Below are 17385 nucleotides of genomic sequence, written 5' to 3' on the forward strand. Positions count from 1 at the left end.
GACTAAAAATATACAAAAAAATACCAATCATTATATAGCAATGTTTTGACCTAAATATACTTGCTGTAGTAAGTCCTAAAATTATCGCCAAATTTATAAAACAAAAATCTATAATTATTATATCCAAAACTATATTAAGTAAATATGCTAAATCATATTTTAGAATATATCCAGAAAGTAAAACAAATGCTATATCTATAATTATATAAAATATGGAAAAGCAAAGTATAGATATATACTTTGCTAATCTCATTTTAGCAATAGAAATTGGATAAGATAACTCAACATCTTCACTTTTTAAAATTTCACTAGCACCTATAAAAAAACAAATTACAAAACAAACCATTTGTCTAAATAGAGTTATACTCATGAAATTTACTAAGTTTGAATTATTAAAAAAATCTAAAATTACTATATAAAAAACAAAGGTAAAGATACTAATTCCATAAAAGAATAAAAACCATTTTGATCTTATTAAATTTTTATAATTTAAATCAATTAGTTTTTTCATTTTATCCTCTATTTATATAAAATATGCTATTATCTAAATTAAAAACAAGTACTTGTTAATCAATTAATACATTTTAATTATACCAAAAAACAATCGTTTTATTTAACAATATATACTGGAGATTTACTACTAATCATAATTATAGAAACAACAAAAAAACTGACTATTACAAGCCAGCCTTTTTTTATTATTCTTTTTCAATTTTATCTCTATTTTTCTTCAAAATTATTTTAAAACTAGTTCCCATTCCAAGTTTAGAACTTATTTCTAACTTGCCATCAATTGATTGCAAGACATGTTTTACAATTGAAAGTCCAAGTCCAGTTCCCCCAATCTTTCGTGATCTAGACTTGTCAACACGATAAAATCTTTCAAAAATCCTTGAAAGATCTTCTGAAGGAATCCCTATTCCTGTATCTGTTATCAACACTTCATAATTTTCTTCACTTTCATCTATTTTTACATCTAATTTCCCATTGTCTTTATTATACTTGAGTCCATTGTTGATAATATTTGCAAAAAGTTCCCACATCATGGTTTTATTTTCAAAGACTTTTCCATTTCCTGTTACTTTTGTAGAAATGTTTTTTTCTTCAATTAAGTTTCTTTGTGCTTTTAAAATATCTGAAATAAGTTCCCTTAAATCAATTTCTTCTCTTGAGAAAGCTTCGTCACTTTCTAATCCAGAAATTTTCATTATGTCTTCAATTAAATTTAAAAGTCTTTTTGAATCGTCATAAATCAATTTGTAAAATTCATTTTTATTTTCTTCATCAACCATTCCATTTACTAAAAGTTCAGAAAATCCACAAATTGAAGTAAGTGGAGTTTTAAGCTCGTGACTAACATTTGAAGAAAATTCTTCACGAAGTCTTAATGCTCTAATTTCTTCAGTTTCGTCAATAAGTAAAATCACTACGCCACGAACTTTTTTATCTTCGAAAACTGGATTTACATAGAATTTAAATTCTCTATTTCCAATATTTGTAATGGACTCTACGCTTTTACCCATAAGAGCATCGTCTATTAATTTTAAAAGTTCGTCATCTCTTATTAAATTTAAAATATTTTCTCCAATTAATTCTCTTTTTGAATTAAAAAGTTCTTTTGCAGAATTATTTACAGAGAGTAAATTTTTATTTTCGTCGATTATTATAAGTGACTCTTTCATATTTTTCAAAATGGTATCAATTGTATCCCTTTCTCTTCTAATCTCTTTATAATTATCCTTTATTGTTTTATTTTGTTTGTTTATTTTATTTATAAAGGGACTAATTTCTGGAAATTTTTCAGTATTTATATTCGTCAGATCTTCTTTAAGATTGTTAAGAGGTTCAAAAGTTTTTTTAGTTAGTCTTTTTGACACTAGTGCTGCAACTATAAAAACTAAAATGGACATAATTACATCTATTGGAAGAACTTTAGTAAATGCTCCCAAAAGATTATCCATTTCTCTTGAAACTCTTATTATATTTCCATCATCAAGTTTCAAGCTGACATAATAAAGGTCTTTTGAAAGAGTATTAGAGTATCTTTCAACTGATGCAAATCCACTTTTCTTTGCCTTAATAACTTCTGGTCTATCGCTATGAGTTGGCAAAAGCTTGGGATCTTTTGAAGAATCAAAAATGACATCTCCGTCTTCTTTTATAAGAGTAATTCTAAAATCCCTCTTTTTCTTTGCCAAGTCCTTTAAATAATCTTCATCATCATCAATTCTGTTTAAAGTTTCTCCAATTGACATTACAATATTTGAAAGATCTTTATTGGATCTATCTACATATACAGAATAATAAATAAACATTGAAGCTATTGTAGAGAGAAAAAGTGTTAAAAGAGAAATTCCAAGAAGATATTTAAAAAATCTTTTTTTCATTTCTAATCCTTTGCTGAAAGCATGTATCCCACGCCTCTAATCGTCTTTATATAATTTCTCTTTTCCTTTAATTTATCTCTTAAAAGTTTTATGTGCATATCCACAGTGCGAGTTTCGCCTTCATAATCATATCCCCAAATATAATTCAAAAGTTTTTCACGAGATATTACAATGTTTTTATTTAAAATTAAATATTTTAAAAGTTCATACTCTTTAAAAGTAAACTCAACTTCTTTGCCATCTATTGTAACAACTCTCTTTAAATTGTTCATGACAATTCCATTAAATTCTAAGATGTTTTTATCTTTTTCACTAGTACTTGCTCGTCTTGCAATTGCCCCAACTCTCGACAAAAGTTCCATTACTGAAAAAGGCTTTTTAATATAATCATCAGCACCACTATCAAGTGCAGATATAATATCATACTCAGAAGTCTTCGCAGTGATCATAACTACCCAGATATCTTCATTATCATCTTTTTCTTTTAATCTCTTTAAAATCTCAATTCCATCAATGTCTGGAAGCATTATATCAAGAAGTACAATATCTGGCTTTTTCTCGTTTAATTTTTCAAAAAAGTCATTTCCATTTTCAAAACAATTCACTTCATAACCCTTACTTCTAAGAGAATATTCTATTAGTTTTAAAATGGAAGTATCATCTTCAACAACATAAATAAGCATTAAATCATCCTTCTATAGAAAATATTACCCACTGAGCAATATTGACAGCGTGATCTGCAATTCTTTCCAAATATTTTGCAATCATTATAAAGTCAATAGCAGCTGCAGGGTCAAAATCTGATTTAATTATATCAATTAATTCATCTCTTATCATCACAAAATAATTATCTACTTCGTCATCTTCTTCATTTATTTTATTTGCAGAATCAATATCTAAATTTACAAAGGAATCAATAGAATTATTTACAATGTTAATAGTCGCCTCTGCCATCTGTTTTACAAGAGGAAACCTATTTGTATCATAATCATCTGGAAGAACCATGCAAATTTCTGCAATATCTCTTGCATTATCGCCAATTCTTTCCATATCTGTAATCATCTTTAGAGCAGCTGAAACTCTTCTAAGATCTCCTGCTGCTGGTTGTTGTTCAACAAAAAGTCTTAAACATTGCTTTTGAATGATTCCTTCATAGACATCTATTCTTTCTTCATAATCTGAAACTTCTTCTGCAACTTTTTCATCCTTTTCATCTAACAAAGATATTGCTTTTTTTATAGAACTTTCTATTAACATGGACATTTCTAAAAGTAAATTATTTAAATGTCTAAGTTCTTCGTCAAATTTTTTTCTCATTAGCCAAACCTTCCTGTAACATATAATTCTGTCTTTTCTTCCTTTGGATTTGTAAATACATCTATTGTGTTTCCATACTCTACAATAATACCATGAAGGAAAAAGGCAGTTTTGTCAGAAATTCTTGATGCTTGTTGCATATTATGAGTTACCATTACAATTGTGTAATCTTCCTTCAATTCCTGTGCCAAATCCTCAATTTTTCCTGTAGAAATCGGATCAAGAGCAGAAGTTGGCTCATCCATTAAGATGACTTCTGGATTTACTGCAATTGCTCTTGCTATGCAAAGCCTTTGTTGTTGTCCGCCTGAAAGAGAAAGTGCAGATTTATTTAATTCGTCTTTTACTTCTTCCCAAATGGCAGCTTGTTTAAGTGATGACTCTACTATTTCATCTAATTCTGATTTGTTTTTTATTCCATGCGTTTTTGGTCCATAAGCAATATTTTCATAAATACTCATTGGAAATGGATTTGGTTGTTGAAAAACCATCCCCACTCTTTTTCTAAGTTTATTTACATCATAGTTTTTTCTATAAATATCTTCACCATCTAGAGTTATCTTTCCGTCTATTTTACAACCTACAACCAAGTCATTCATTCTATTTAAACATTTTAATAAGGTTGACTTTCCACATCCAGAAGGCCCTATAAAAGATAATATTTCATTTTCTCTTATATCAAGGTTTATATTGTGAAGAGCTTGAAAATCTCCATAATATAAATCTAAATCTTCTACTTTCATTTTTGAGTTCAATTTATTCTACCTCACTTAATTTATTTGCAAGCTTTGTTGATGACCAGTTAATAATAAGAACAAGTATTAAAAGTACCATTCCTGTTGCATATGCTTCTCCAACATGTTTCCCTTCAGATGAAAGTACATACATATGAAGCGCAAGAGTTCTTGATGATACATTTAAAGATGTTGGCATTGATGTCGAAGTTCCCAAAGTGTACATTAGCGCAGCCGTTTCTCCTACTACACGTCCCACTGACAAAATTATTCCAGATAAAATTCCTGGAATTGCAATTGGAAGTACAACTTTAAAAATCGTTCTTAACTTTCCTGCTCCCAGTGCAAAGGAACCCTGTCTAACTGATGGATGAACAGATTTCAGAGCCTCTTCTGTTGCCCTCATTATTATTGGTAGTATCATTATTGACACTGTCAAAACACCTGAAATTACTGAAAATCCAAGTTTAAGTTTAAGTCCAAAAAATAGCATACCAAAAAGTCCATATACAATTGAAGGAATTCCCGCAAGAGTTTCTGTGGCAAGTCTAATTGCCTTTACAAGTTTATTTTCAACATCCGTATATTCAACTAAAAATATAGCTGTAAAAATTCCAATTGGAGATGCAAATAAAATTGCAAGCAAAACTGTCAAAAGTGTAGTTACAATAGCAGGTCCCATTGAAACATTCTCCGTAGTATATTTAAAAGAAAGCATTTCTGGTCTAAAGGACATCGCACCCTTTAATACAACAAAAAGAACTATAAACACAAGAACTGCAAAAGTCATACCAGAAAAAAGCCTTGTAAAAATTCTATAAAAAGACAATCCCTTTGCATGATGAAGAAAACTAACTGCAGCAATTATTATTAATAAAATAGCAATAGTAACATATTTAACCATTGTTTTCACTCCTATTCTTTAAGATAAAAAATCCAAGATTTATAATAAGAATAAATATAAATAGAACCGCTGCTGTTGCTATAAGAGCTTGTCTATGTTCGCCTGCTGCATAAGCCATTTCCATTACTATATTAGTAGTCATAGTTCTTACTCCTTTTAGTGGATTAAACGTAAGTCTAGTTTGATTTCCTGCAACTAAAATAACCGCCATTGTTTCGCCAATTGCACGTCCAACTCCAAGAATAATACCTGCAAAAATACCTGATTTGGCCGCAGGCACCATTACCCTTGTTATAGTTTCATCGTGAGTTGCTCCAAGTGAAAGTGATCCTTGATAAAAAGATTTTGGAACAGTTCTAAGAGATGATTCTGCCATAGAAATAATTGTTGGCAAGATCATAATGAGAAGTAAAATCGCTGCAGAAAGCATATTCATACCAGTTCCACCAAAAATCGATCTATTGATTGGCACTATAATTGTTAGAGCAAAAAAACCATAAACAATTGATGGAATTCCTGTCATTAAATTTAGTGCAGGCTTTAAAATTCTATAAATTTTATTTGGACAGTCAAATGCCAAGTAACAAGCAACCATAATTGAAATAGGAACAGCTGCCACACATGACAAGAAAGTTATCATAACCGATCCTATAATCATTGGGAGTATTCCATAACTTGGTGGCACATTCATAGGTGCCCAACTGTCATTTAGTAAAAAGTTTTTTCCTCCAATTTTTGCAATAAAACCAAAAGAATCTTTAAAAATAAATACACATATCAATAGTAAGAAAAAAATTGACAGTATAGAACAAATTAGGAAGAAATATTTAAATACTTCTTCCTTTGTAAATGATTTTCTTTGATTTTCTTTATGGAGAACTTTTTTATTAGTATCTTCCATTCTTTTCATTCCTTATAAATTACTTTCCTGCTTCAGACCATTCAGTTAATTTTCCAGTGAAGATGTCTTTTAATTGATCCATACTTAAATCTTCAACGTCATTGTCTTTATTTACAATTACTGCAATACCATCTCTTGCTATAACTGTGAATTCAAGTTCTTTCTTTTCTTCATCTTTAAGTTCTCTTGAAGCCATTCCAAGTTCAGCAGTTCCTTCCATTGCAGCAGTCATACCAGCAGAAGAACCATTAGATTGAATATCAATTTTAGCATTTGGATTTTTAACTTTGTAAGCTTCAGCAAGCTTTTCCATTAGAGGTGTAACTGAAGTAGATCCTGCTATTGTAATGTGAGCATCGCTGTCAATTGGTTCATAAGCTTTTCCAGCTTTTTCTCCAACATAACCTTCTTCTTCACAAATTTTTTGACCTTCGTCTGACATAATAAATGTAATTAAATCTTTTGCTTTTTCATCTACATCAGCTTTGTAAGCAACATTAAATGGTCTTGCAAGTTTGTAATCTCCAGATTTAATATTTTCTGGAGTAGCTTCAACTCCTTCGACTTTAACAGCCTTTACATCGTCATTAAGTGATCCAAGAGAAATATACCCAATAGATCCTTTGTCATTTTGTACAGTCGTAAGAACTGCATCAGTAGAAGATTCAACTGCAGCTTCTTCATAAGTGTTGTCAACTTCTTTATCACCATCTTTTACAAGCACGCCAGTAAGTTCAGTAAAAGCAGATCTAGTACCAGAACCTTGTTCTCTTGAAATTACATTAATAGTTCCAAGATCAGCTGCGTTCTTTCCAGATTCTTCTTGTTTTGCATTTTCCTTAGTAGAATTTGCTGTTTCTTCCTTTTTGTTATTTCCTCCACAAGCTACAAGAGAAGCTGCAAGTGTAAGAATAACTCCAACTTTACCAATCTTTTTTAATTCCATTACCTTCATCCTTTCAATAATTTTAAAATAATTTCTTAATTTCAACGTTATTATAGGAATAATTTGTAAATTGAAAAGATAACAATTGTAAATTCTGTGTAAAATATTTTACAATGTGTGAAATACTGGTGAAATTTTGTAAAATTTATAAAATAAAATGCCCTCCTTACTGTTTGCCAGTAAAGAAGGCACATCTCATAACTAAACTTTTAGTTTTTCTTCTGCTACATTATATTTTTGAGTTTTAACATACTTCACTTCTTCTTTTGGTTGAGTTGCTAGTCGAATATAATTTGTACTACTAGTCTTATAATTTACTCCACCATATTTAAAGACTCCGCTAGCTCTATATTCAGAAAAGTCTTTATAAACAACATTAATAACTTCTCTCATCTCTTATCTCTGCTGGTACATCTAAAAAGACTTTATTTCCATATGTTTCACATCAAAGACATTTACTATGACATTCGATAAGTCTATTAATCCTCTATTAAAAATCCAAGTTCTTTTAAAACAATTTCTATTTCTTCAATTATTTCTTCATTTTCTGCGACAACTGTGTGGAAGTGAACTCCACCAGTCAAAACATCCAAGGGCTTTGACTTTTCTTCATTCATCTTTTCTAAGAATAATTTTACATCTCTCCTAGATGAACAGTTTAAGTCTTTTTTTATCTCACCATAAACTTTGTGGTGGACTATTACATCTTTTACTCTTCCACCAAGGTCTACAATTGCATTTAATTCTTTATTTATTTCTCTATCGTTATGTTTAACTTTGAAAACTTTTTGAGTTCTCTCTTCGTTTAGATAATAACCCCTATTAGTTGAAACAATATTATTTCCGCTAGCTCTAATTATTGCTATATCTTGAACTATTACTTGCCTAGTAACTTCAAATTTTTCTGCCAATTTTTCTCCCGATATTGGTCTTTGGTTTTCAAATAGATATTTTAATAGTTCATCTCTTCGTATTTCTGGTTCCTTCATATTTCCCTCAATAAATTTTTAAATTCTTCATAGATAAGTCCAGTACTCCAGCCTTGTACGTTATGGCACCAGATGAAATATAATCAATGTCTAAGTTCTTATAATTGTTAATATTTTCAAGGCTAATATTACCAGAACACTCGATTATCGCCCTCTTATTAATAATCTTGCAAGCTTCTTTTATTTCTGATATCTTCATGTTGTCTAACATAATTATATCAGCCTTTGCTTCTAGTGCTTCTTTTAGTTCATCAAAATTTTCAACTTCAACTTCTATTTTTTTGACAAAGGGATTTACTCTTCTTACTTTTTCAACTGCATTTTTTATTCCGCCAGCTGCATCTATGTGATTGTCCTTTACCATTATTCCATCAGACAAATTATATCTGTGATTATAAGCACCCCCAAGAGTTACTGCATATTTTTCAAAAATTCTCATGCCTGGTGTAGTCTTTCTCGTGTCTAAAATCTTTACAGAATCACTATCAAGGGTATCTACAATTTTTCTAGTATAAGTAGCAATCCCACTCATCCTCTGCAAATAATTTAAAGCAGTTCTTTCCCCTTCTAAGATTGCCCTAGCTTTTGCCTTTATTTTTCCTATTAATTCAAATTTATTAACTTCATCGCCATCAGAAAAATTAAATTCAAAACTTGCATCTTCGTCTAATATTTCAAATACACGCTTAAATACATCAAGACCCGCAATAATTCCTCTATCTTTTGAAAATAAACTTACTTCTGCCATTTCATCTTTTAAAATTGCATCTGTAGTAATATCACCATTAGTCATGTCTTCCCTTAGAGCACAAATAATAAACTTGTCAATTACTATTGGCTTTAGCTCTCTCATCTTCTCTTATCCTTTCAAAAATAATCTTAGAATATTTTTCTCCATCAATTTTTTCCTTATCTATTTGAAAATCTATTTCCCTATCTTCAAGTTTATTTACATTTAAATAATTTGCCAAAAGTCTTCCAAAAACTACACACTCTAAAAGTGAGTTGCAAGCAAGTCTATTTGAGCCATGAATACCGACATTGCCAGCTTCTCCAACCGCAAAGAGCCCCTCTATATTAGTCCTTCCATTCATGTCACATTCAATACCGCCCATAGTGTAATGCTGACATGGGACAATAGGAACATTTTCATATCTTGCATCTATTCCCCTATTTTTTAATTCATTGAATATCATCGGAAACCTCATTGTAATTTTATCCTCACCTAGTGATTTCATTGACAAATATTCAAAGTCCACATTTTCTTTTTCCATTTCCCTTAATATTGCCTTTGACACAATATCCCTAGGTTTCATTTCATCAGTGAATCTCTCATCCTTGTGGTTTAATAAGAGAGCACCTTCGCCTCTTACAGATTCAGAAATTAAAAACTGTCTCTCTGTCCCTTTTTCGTAGAGAGAAGTAGGATGAAACTGAATATAGGAAATATCCTTTAATTTGACAGCATTTTTTATAGCCATGGCATATCCATCGCCACATATATGAGAAAAATTTGTGCTCCTATCAAAAATCCCACCTAGTCCACCAGTTGCAAGAATTACATTTGTAGAAATAAAAATTTTATCACAAGATTTTACACCATAACATTTACCCTCCTTTACAATTAAGTCCACGATTGGTGTATCTTCAAATATATCTATATTAGTTCTTTCTCTAAGCCTTTTGTAGAGAACATCTAAAATTCCCTTACCTATTTCATCCTCTATATGAAGACCTCTCGCGACAGAATGACCTCCTTCTCTTGCATAATCAAAGTCTCCATTTTTCATAGTAAATTTAACCCCAAGGTCAACTAAAAAATTTATTGCATCTTTGGACATATCTACCATTTTTTCCACAGCTTGCAAATTATTTTTGTAGTGACCTGCCTTCATTGTATCTTCAATAAAAGCTTTTCTGTCAGATTCATCTTTTAACACATTTATACCACCTTGAGCGAGATATGAATTTGAATCTTCTAACTTTTTCTTGGTCACAATGGCAATTTTATAGTTTTTGCTTAATTCTAAGGCTGTGCTAACCCCTGCCAATCCTGATCCAACTATTAAAATGTCATATTTTTTCATCTTATGCACCTAGCTCCAACATTCTTTTTAGCGGTATTAAAGCTCTCTTACTAATTTCCTTATCTACTTCGACTTGATTTTCATTATTTTTAATTGCTCTAATAACCTTATCAACAGTTAGCTTTTTCATATCGTTACAAATTGCTTCTTTTTTCAATTTTCTTAAATTAATATTTGGATATTTTTTCTTCAACTCAGTAAAAATTCCTTCCTCTGTAACAACTAATACATCATCATACTTACCTGATTCCTTTATAATAGCCTTTGTAGATCCTATAAAGTCAGCTAAGTCTAAAATTTCTTTTCTACATTCAGGATGAGCTAAAATTTTAACCTTTCCCTTATAAGCTCTCACATCATTAACATCTATCTCATCGTGAACAGGACAACAACCATCATTTAAAATAACATTTTTATTTGGCAAAGATTTTTTTATGTAGTTGCCAAGATTTTTATCTGGTACAAAAAATATATTTTTTTCCTTTAATTTATTTACAATTTTTGCAGCATTTGAAGATGTCACACAAATATCTGAATAAGCTTTAATTTCAGCAGTAGAATTTATATAGGTTACAACTGCCAAATCCTCATACTTTTCTCTCATCTCTTTAATTTTTTCGACACTTATCATGTGTGCCATGGGGCAATCTGCTCCGATATCTGGCATCAATACAGTTTTACTTGGATTTAAAATTTTTACACTCTCGCCCATGAAGTAAACTCCTGCCATAACTATTGTCCTTTTCTTGAGCTCAGTTGCCTTTTGAGCTAGAAAAAAAGAATCTCCTATGTAATCAGCTATGGCTTGTATGTCTTCATTTACATAATAATGTGCAAGTATAACTGCGTCCCCTTCTTCCTTTAATTTTTTTAATTTTTCTAATTTTTCATCAAAATTTAACTTTTCTAAATCTTTCAATTTTATCCTATCTCCTAATAAATTTTGAATAAAATTATATTACAAAAGCTAAGATTAGACAAGTCAAGTGTATATACAGTTAAATTTATAAATAAAAATCCATAGCGTAGATGGTAGTTTTGACTTTGCGGTCCGAATAACCTTTTTTACTAGCTACTCCTCAAAGTTGCTTTTTGTTTACCGCTTGCAATTTTTACTCGCTAACTCTTAAATGGGGCTGTGTTATCCATTGTTATCTGAGCACTCAATTCATCTTCCTTGAGCTGATTCTAAATATACTCTTTTATTGCTTTTGTGTTCCTGTATTCTGTGTCTATATAATATCCTCGACACCAAAATTTTCTTCTATTGTATTTATATTTTAAGCTGTCCCATTTTTCATATATCATTATGCTACTTTTCCCTTTTAAAAATCCAATAAAACTCAATATGCTTAACTTTGGTGGTATTTCTAGTAATATGTGTCCATAATTGGCGTATATAAATCAATGTTGGCGAGATTAATATCGCCATTTTACTAAATTTATGTATGATAAATCAAAAATGGCGACATTAAAACACTATCAACCCTCCATCGTCATAAACCGATTCACTTGTATCATTCCCACATTTTATCGCCTATCAAAAGCCATAATTGTAGCGATAACTCCGACTATCTTTTCTGTGGTTTTTTCTTTGTCTGTCTTTATATTTCCAGCAGGATCAGTTCGTATAAAGATATTATCCATCATCCACCTTAGAACTGGATGACCTCAATGGCAATTTTTCTTTCAAGTATAAGTTTCATTAATTCTTTTGTCGGTGATAAGTCAAGACCTCCATAGCAAACTCTACCTTTGATAATTTTAGATTGAGAATTTTTTTATGTTTTTACCATAAAAAATATATGGTTTAAGCTGTAAGACATAACCCATATATCATTAATTTGGGCTCTATAATATCTGTTGGGGAGCAAATCTCTAACAGACATTTTTATGTAAAAAATTTGCAAAAAAAATAGGCCTAAGCCCTATGTACAATAATTTAAATTATTAATAATAAAATTTGATTTAAATCAATTATTTTGATGGCTATTTGCCAAATCTCTCAAGAGCATTTTTCAGCTCGACAATTGCTTCATTTAACTCTTCCATCTTTTTCTCTAGCCTCACCAAGAGATAACAAGAAATTGCAATGGGAAATCCTATATTTGAAATAGTTGAGATTAATTCCTCCATAATCATATTTCCTTTTCAGTTGTAGTGATCATAGTTGCACCACTATAAGATTTTAAAGGACCAGCTTTTCCCATAACTAATCCGTTGTCTACAATGTCACTTCCAACGAGATCAGTTTGTGCCTTGGACACATTTTCGCTGGGATCTGAAATATTCAGATTGTATTTGTTCCCATCATTGTCTGCAAGTTTTAGTCTTAAATTTCTTTTAATATCCATAAATTCTCCTTCCTTCAATAACAAATTTACAACTTACACAAAATAATTAAGCTTCTTCAGCTAGAGATTCTTCAACAACTTTTACAGTGCCAGCAAGATCTCCTTCTACTAATTTTTTAAGATCAATAGAAAGTTTTAAAAGATTTTCATTATTAGCATTAGGACTTATATCTCTAACAGTAATACTTCTTCTCTTAACTTTGCCAGTAGAATCATCTGATACAACAGTTCTAAGTTTGCACTTAGTTTCTAAAGTTTTAACAGCCATTATTTTCACCTCCTATTATGTATATAGAAAAAAAGGTGAAAAGTTACTATCCTAATTTTAAAAAAGTTCAAAAATTTTTTAATTACAAACTTTCTTTGAACTTCCACCACTTTTCCCAATTATTTGCACTCATAGAACGAGGACAAATCTTGTGTGACGCATCAAAATGACGCACAACTTTACTTAGGGGAATATTGTAAAAATCCATAAGAAATCTAATTACCTTTCTAGCATTTTCAAGTGCCTTCTCGTAATCACCATCACTATTTACGCAAATCTCAACACCAATAGAATTATTATTTGTAATTCCATACTTGCCATGCCCATCTCCACAGTGCCAAGAAACATTAGTAGTTTCAACAGTTTCAACTATCCTTTTGTCATCTACAAAATAATGAGCAGAAGCATTTCTGTTTCCACCATTAAAATACTTATAATGATTAAGAGCATCTGCCCCAACATTAGTATTTCCTGTGTCATGCACAACAATAAAAACAGGCTTCACCATGCCACGTCTTGGCACAAAATTAAACTTAATAAGTTTCTTTTCAACTAACATAAAAACCTCCTAAATTAATCATAATAAACACCTACAAACTTCTTCATATTTTCTATGGCCTTTGACTTTAGATTTACCACAGTCCTCACAGAAATACCAAGAAAATCTGCAATCTCAGAAAGACTCATCCTCTCATAATAAAATAATCTCACAACAAGACCTTGCCTTGGACTAAGATAATTCATCGCATCTCTTAAAATTCCCTCCCTCTCCCTATAAATATAATCTCCTTCAATGTCTATGCCACTGTCTAGAGTATCAAAAACAGTAATTTCACCTTCCTCACTATTATCATTTTTTACCTCGCTCTCTCTTATGTCATTTTCCACATTTAAAAGATACTTATATGTATCAAGATAAAAATATTTGAGATTTAACTTTACAAAATGCAAAAAATTGCTCTTGTGGTTAAAAGTTTCAATAGAAAAAAGTATCATTGCTCTTCCGTCAGAATAGAGATCCTCATACTCCCTTTTAATAGGGCAATATTTTTTTATTGACGATTTAATTAGTGGATCTAGCATGTTTACAAGTTTCACCTTTGATCTCTCTTCCCCAACAAGAGCAGAATTTAGCACTCTGTTAAAATCTTCATAACTATTATTCTTCATTTAATGCCTCCTTATTGTTAATGTAATTTTATTATAAAACTTTTGTTTTACTTTGTCAAACATATATTTAAACTTATTTTTAATAAATTACATATAAGTTAACTTACAATTATCCCCTATAAGAATTTGATTATATGTCTAGAGTCAATTTAACAATAAGTGCGAAAGAAAAAGATAAGTATTTATTTAATAAAGGAGTTAACGAATTAGATTAAATACATCTGTAAAAATTAATATGTTTATAAAAAAAAAGTTTATAAGAAAATGGCAAGTCTTATAAACTTTTTTATATATTTTAATTATGTAAAAAAAAGAAAAACCCGAGGTTTTCCTCAGGTTTTATCTTTATTAATTAGTTAGACTAATTATTTTACAGTTAAAGTAATTTCTTGTTCAGCACCTTTAGTTTGGTCAATTTTAACATTGTCAGATACTACTTTAACTTTAACAGTTTTAGCAGTAGCATCAACGTCACCAACAACAACTTTAGCGTCAGCTGGTGCTTCTAAACCTTTAATTGCTTCTGCAACTGCAGCTTTAACATTTGCTTCAAATTCAGTTTTTGAATCAGAAGATTTTACTTTAAGACCTTCTAATTTTGCAAATACAGCGTCTGCATAATTATTATAAGCAGTTTGTTTTTCTTCTAATGCTAATGCATCTTCAGCTGTTTTAATACCTTCTTTGTAAGCTTTTACAGTTGCTAGAAGAGCATCTTTAGCTTCAGAATCTTTAACTTTAGCTAATTTTTCTTCAGCTTTAGCTAATTTTTCTTTAGCAGCTTTAACTTCTTCTTTAGTTGCTTTATCAGTAAGAACTGGAGTTAATTTATCAACTTCATCTTTAGCTGGAGTATAAACTTCATCGAAATATTTTTGAGCTTTTTCTTTAGCTGCTTTCTTTTCAGCATAAGTTGCATCTGCATCATTTACAGCTTTTTCAAATGCTTCTTTAGCATCATTATCTAACTTAGATTCGTAATATTTATTAAGAGCTTTTTCAAGATCTGTCATATTCTTATTTGACTTAGGTTTGATTGGAGTTTCTTTTCCATCATTTAATCTAAAGTCATAAGCTCTAACATTGTCATCATGTTTTTTGTTTTCAGCTTTAAAGATAACTTCCTTGCCTACATAGTCTTTTAATACAGTAGCAAGTTCTTTGTCAACTTTGTAAGTCTTAGTAGTCTTGTTAAGATCTTTATCCCAATTGTCAGATTCAACCTTAATTTCTACTTCTTTTTCTCCAACCCATTTGATTGTTCCTACAACAGTGTGTCCTTCAATTCCATTAACAACGTTAAGAACTGATCCAGATTCATCAAATTTGTCTTCGATATATTTAGATGGTTCGAAAATAGATACTGCATCTATATCTCTTGCATTCTTATCGTTAGCTGCAAATTGTAGATAATCTCCTTTTTCAAGGTCTTTATATTGTTTTGCATTGAAGATGTCAGCGTCTCCTACATAAAGAAGAGTTTCGTTGTCAAATCTATCAATTACTTTGATTTCATCATTGTCAAATACTTTTTCTACTTTAACTACTGGGTAATCTTTAGTTTCGCTGTGATCGATTATTTTTTCAATAGCATCACCACGAAGTTCTATAACGTCATACTTGTCACCATAGTTTAGTGGGAAGTGTGCTTTGTTAAGAACATTATCTCTGTCATAAAGTTTACCGTCTACGTCTTCAAGTGTATTTGAGTATTTAGAAGAAGAATCTTGAACTACTCTGTAACGATCTCCATCGTTATCTTTAGATACTACGTTAAATACGATAACTCTAGCTGTGTTTCTTTCAGAATCATATCCTTTTACAGCTGATTTGTGATCATCTGTGTCGAATCCAGCGTATACGTTAGCGATTTTGTAATCGTCTTTGTAGTTGTGGAAACCAATTAATGAAAGTGCTTCGTTAATGTCTTTAACTTCTCTCATAATGTTGTTATAAGGATTAGCTACATAAACTTCAGTTTTGTCATTAATTTTTAATTCTCTTATTGGTTTTTCTTTAGCATCAAAGAATTTGATGTATTTACCTTTTGTTGCACTTGAGTTTAATTTGATTGTAGCGTAAGCTTTGTTGATGTCTTTTTGTTTAACATCTTTCATTGTTACGATGTCTTTGTAATAATCAGTTTTTACAGTTGCATCTGCTACGCCTTCCCAGATGTTATTGTCTTCATCTAAAAGACCGTTGTGGTTACTTTTAGCTAAGTCTTCTGGGTTACCAAGTTCAAGGATGTGAGTTACTTCGTTTTTATCATTAGTAAGAATTCTTACTAGAGATCCTTTGTAAAGATCAAGATTGTCAACAGTTTTTACTTTAACGATTTGTTTTCTACCATTGTCGCCATCTACGATAACTGTATCGCTTGTGATTTTGTATTCTTTGTCTTTATCTTGGTTAAGAGTAAGTTTGCTATTAGTTAGGTTAGAAACAATACCTCTAGTTTCGTTAGAAGGTGTTCTCTTGAATTCTTGCATTTTGTAAAGAGCATTGTAAATCATAGTGAATGCATCTGCTCTGTTAGCTGCTTTGTTAGAATCTGCAATTGTTACATCGTCAAGAATTCCAAGTTGTGCTGCCCAAGTCATCCAAGAAGATGCCCAAGTAGCGTTTTTAACCATATCAGCTGTTAAATCTTCTTTTGCAAGAACTACTAACATTTTAGCAAGTTCAGCGTAAGTTACATCATTTTCTGGTTTGAATGATCCATCAGGGTATCCTGCTAGCATTGCAATTCCGTTAGCATCAGATGGTACTGTTGTACCTACTGTGATAACTCCGTTAGCCCAGTGTTCTGGTTTAACGTCATTGTATACTTGCATTGATCCTTGTAATTGTTTTGATAATTCTTCATTACCATTAGCTAGTACAAGTAATCTTGTGATTTCGGATCTCTTGATGTTTTTATCAAGTCCGTAGTTTCCATCTTCGTAGCCTTCAACAAGTTTTTTGTCGATAATGTATTGGATTTTGTTATCTTTTCCAACTACTTTTTCAACTTTTTCTTTAGATTCTGCTTTAGCATCATCTTTTTTTGTTTCAGCGGCGAAGACACTTGTGAATGATCCTAGTACCATTACTAGTGCTAGTACTAGAGAAATAATTTTCTTGTTCATTTGTCTTTCGACCTCCTTAAAAATTTTGTAGATTCTACAAAAGTCTTAAACTTTTGTCGCCGAGACTGAACTATCTCGACTCAGAGGTGACAAATAAATATCGCCTTATTTCGGTTTTATTTAGTTGTCATGTTCCTCTTATGTTTCTATTATACACTAGAAAGTTCTTTTGTAAAATTACAATTACATTACATAAA

At 30.7% G+C, this 17385-nt stretch carries 19 protein-coding genes and 1 pseudogene; all 20 read right to left on the bottom strand.

Annotation, left to right across the window (positions count from 1 at the left end; translation table 11 throughout):
* On the bottom strand, positions 1-511 hold a 511-nt coding region (locus tag RH95_RS05915), incomplete at its 3' end, for a hypothetical protein (RefSeq protein WP_010245961.1).
* Between the two features lie 187 nt (positions 512-698).
* Positions 699-2387 carry a sensor histidine kinase gene (locus RH95_RS05920; protein ID WP_010245964.1) on the bottom strand — a complete coding sequence of 563 codons (1689 nt, stop codon included), beginning with the start codon at positions 2385-2387 and terminating at the stop codon, positions 699-701.
* 2 nt (positions 2388-2389) lie between these two features.
* Positions 2390-3070, bottom strand: a complete 681-nt coding sequence (locus tag RH95_RS05925) for a response regulator transcription factor (RefSeq protein WP_010245966.1) — start codon at positions 3068-3070, stop codon at positions 2390-2392.
* A 4-nt stretch (positions 3071-3074) separates the two neighbouring features.
* The gene (phoU, locus tag RH95_RS05930) at positions 3075-3704 is read right to left on the bottom strand and encodes a phosphate signaling complex protein PhoU (RefSeq protein WP_010245969.1); all 630 of its coding nucleotides are present in this window, start codon (positions 3702-3704) and stop codon (positions 3075-3077) included.
* Complete coding sequence (gene pstB / locus RH95_RS05935) at positions 3704-4459, bottom strand: phosphate ABC transporter ATP-binding protein PstB (RefSeq protein WP_010245972.1); 756 nt, start codon at positions 4457-4459, stop codon at positions 3704-3706. The genes phoU and pstB overlap by 1 nt, the downstream gene beginning before the upstream one ends.
* Position 4460: 1 nt before the next feature.
* On the bottom strand, positions 4461-5342 hold the full coding sequence (gene pstA, locus RH95_RS05940) for a phosphate ABC transporter permease PstA (protein WP_010245974.1): 882 nt from the start codon (positions 5340-5342) through the stop codon (positions 4461-4463).
* Positions 5335-6252 carry a phosphate ABC transporter permease subunit PstC gene (pstC, locus tag RH95_RS05945; RefSeq protein ID WP_010245977.1) on the bottom strand — a complete coding sequence of 306 codons (918 nt, stop codon included), beginning with the start codon at positions 6250-6252 and terminating at the stop codon, positions 5335-5337. Before pstC ends, pstA begins: the two co-directional genes overlap by 8 nt.
* Before the next feature lie 10 nt (positions 6253-6262).
* The gene (locus RH95_RS05950) at positions 6263-7189 is read right to left on the bottom strand and encodes a substrate-binding domain-containing protein (protein WP_010245980.1); all 927 of its coding nucleotides are present in this window, start codon (positions 7187-7189) and stop codon (positions 6263-6265) included.
* A 201-nt stretch (positions 7190-7390) separates the two neighbouring features.
* Positions 7391-7582 (bottom strand): hypothetical protein, encoded by a 192-nt coding sequence (locus RH95_RS05955; RefSeq protein ID WP_010245983.1) that lies wholly within the window; start codon positions 7580-7582, stop codon positions 7391-7393.
* An 86-nt stretch (positions 7583-7668) separates the two neighbouring features.
* Positions 7669-8178 (bottom strand): transcription repressor NadR, encoded by a 510-nt coding sequence (locus RH95_RS05960; protein ID WP_010245986.1) that lies wholly within the window; start codon positions 8176-8178, stop codon positions 7669-7671.
* 7 nt (positions 8179-8185) lie between these two features.
* Positions 8186-9031, bottom strand: a complete 846-nt coding sequence (nadC, locus tag RH95_RS05965; protein WP_010245989.1) for a carboxylating nicotinate-nucleotide diphosphorylase — start codon at positions 9029-9031, stop codon at positions 8186-8188.
* Positions 9003-10265, bottom strand: coding sequence for an L-aspartate oxidase (locus RH95_RS05970; RefSeq protein ID WP_010245991.1), 1263 nt, complete (start codon positions 10263-10265; stop codon positions 9003-9005). The genes nadC and RH95_RS05970 overlap by 29 nt, the downstream gene beginning before the upstream one ends.
* 1 nt (position 10266) lies before the next feature.
* Complete coding sequence (gene nadA / locus RH95_RS05975; protein ID WP_010245994.1) at positions 10267-11184, bottom strand: quinolinate synthase NadA; 918 nt, start codon at positions 11182-11184, stop codon at positions 10267-10269.
* A 200-nt stretch (positions 11185-11384) separates the two neighbouring features.
* Positions 11385-11648 (bottom strand): annotated as a pseudogene (gene tnpA / locus RH95_RS09810) (IS200/IS605 family transposase); the annotation flags it as partial.
* A 606-nt stretch (positions 11649-12254) separates the two neighbouring features.
* Positions 12255-12401 (bottom strand): YvrJ family protein, encoded by a 147-nt coding sequence (locus tag RH95_RS09360; RefSeq protein ID WP_010246000.1) that lies wholly within the window; start codon positions 12399-12401, stop codon positions 12255-12257.
* Between the two features lie 2 nt (positions 12402-12403).
* Positions 12404-12619 (bottom strand): DUF2922 domain-containing protein, encoded by a 216-nt coding sequence (locus RH95_RS05980; protein WP_010246003.1) that lies wholly within the window; start codon positions 12617-12619, stop codon positions 12404-12406.
* Between the two features lie 46 nt (positions 12620-12665).
* Entirely contained in the window at positions 12666-12887 is a 222-nt protein-coding gene (locus tag RH95_RS05985; RefSeq protein WP_010246006.1) for a DUF1659 domain-containing protein, read from the bottom strand.
* 82 nt (positions 12888-12969) lie between these two features.
* Positions 12970-13446 (bottom strand): peptidoglycan recognition protein family protein, encoded by a 477-nt coding sequence (locus RH95_RS05990; protein WP_010246009.1) that lies wholly within the window; start codon positions 13444-13446, stop codon positions 12970-12972.
* A 14-nt stretch (positions 13447-13460) separates the two neighbouring features.
* Positions 13461-14057, bottom strand: a complete 597-nt coding sequence (locus RH95_RS05995) for a sigma-70 family RNA polymerase sigma factor (RefSeq protein WP_010246012.1) — start codon at positions 14055-14057, stop codon at positions 13461-13463.
* Positions 14058-14422: 365 nt separating this feature from the next.
* A complete protein-coding gene (locus RH95_RS06000) occupies positions 14423-17188 on the bottom strand; it encodes an S-layer homology domain-containing protein (protein WP_010246015.1) in 2766 nt (921 codons plus the stop codon).
* Between the last annotated feature and the right edge of the window lie 197 nt (positions 17189-17385).

The sequence above is a fragment of the Peptoniphilus rhinitidis 1-13 genome, assembly GCF_000246925.1.
Lineage (GTDB): Bacteria > Bacillota > Clostridia > Tissierellales > Peptoniphilaceae > Peptoniphilus_A > Peptoniphilus_A lacydonensis.

What these genes read in the sequence shown, in the direction of transcription:
- RH95_RS05920 (WP_010245964.1), bottom strand. Translation starts at nt 2,387, where the DNA reads ATGAAAAAAAGATTTTTTAAATATCTTCTTGGAATTTCTCTTTTAACA.
- RH95_RS05925 (WP_010245966.1), bottom strand. Translation starts at nt 3,070, where the DNA reads ATGCTTATTTATGTTGTTGAAGATGATACTTCCATTTTAAAACTAATA.
- phoU (WP_010245969.1), bottom strand. Translation starts at nt 3,704, where the DNA reads ATGAGAAAAAAATTTGACGAAGAACTTAGACATTTAAATAATTTACTT.
- pstA (WP_010245974.1), bottom strand. Translation starts at nt 5,342, where the DNA reads ATGGTTAAATATGTTACTATTGCTATTTTATTAATAATAATTGCTGCA.
- pstC (WP_010245977.1), bottom strand. Translation starts at nt 6,252, where the DNA reads ATGAAAAGAATGGAAGATACTAATAAAAAAGTTCTCCATAAAGAAAAT.
- RH95_RS05950 (WP_010245980.1), bottom strand. Translation starts at nt 7,189, where the DNA reads ATGGAATTAAAAAAGATTGGTAAAGTTGGAGTTATTCTTACACTTGCA.
- RH95_RS05955 (WP_010245983.1), bottom strand. Translation starts at nt 7,582, where the DNA reads ATGAGAGAAGTTATTAATGTTGTTTATAAAGACTTTTCTGAATATAGA.
- RH95_RS05960 (WP_010245986.1), bottom strand. Translation starts at nt 8,178, where the DNA reads ATGAAGGAACCAGAAATACGAAGAGATGAACTATTAAAATATCTATTT.
- nadC (WP_010245989.1), bottom strand. Translation starts at nt 9,031, where the DNA reads ATGAGAGAGCTAAAGCCAATAGTAATTGACAAGTTTATTATTTGTGCT.
- RH95_RS05970 (WP_010245991.1), bottom strand. Translation starts at nt 10,265, where the DNA reads ATGAAAAAATATGACATTTTAATAGTTGGATCAGGATTGGCAGGGGTT.
- RH95_RS09360 (WP_010246000.1), bottom strand. Translation starts at nt 12,401, where the DNA reads ATGGAGGAATTAATCTCAACTATTTCAAATATAGGATTTCCCATTGCA.
- RH95_RS05980 (WP_010246003.1), bottom strand. Translation starts at nt 12,619, where the DNA reads ATGGATATTAAAAGAAATTTAAGACTAAAACTTGCAGACAATGATGGG.
- RH95_RS05985 (WP_010246006.1), bottom strand. Translation starts at nt 12,887, where the DNA reads ATGGCTGTTAAAACTTTAGAAACTAAGTGCAAACTTAGAACTGTTGTA.
- RH95_RS05990 (WP_010246009.1), bottom strand. Translation starts at nt 13,446, where the DNA reads ATGTTAGTTGAAAAGAAACTTATTAAGTTTAATTTTGTGCCAAGACGT.
- RH95_RS05995 (WP_010246012.1), bottom strand. Translation starts at nt 14,057, where the DNA reads ATGAAGAATAATAGTTATGAAGATTTTAACAGAGTGCTAAATTCTGCT.
- RH95_RS06000 (WP_010246015.1), bottom strand. Translation starts at nt 17,188, where the DNA reads ATGAACAAGAAAATTATTTCTCTAGTACTAGCACTAGTAATGGTACTA.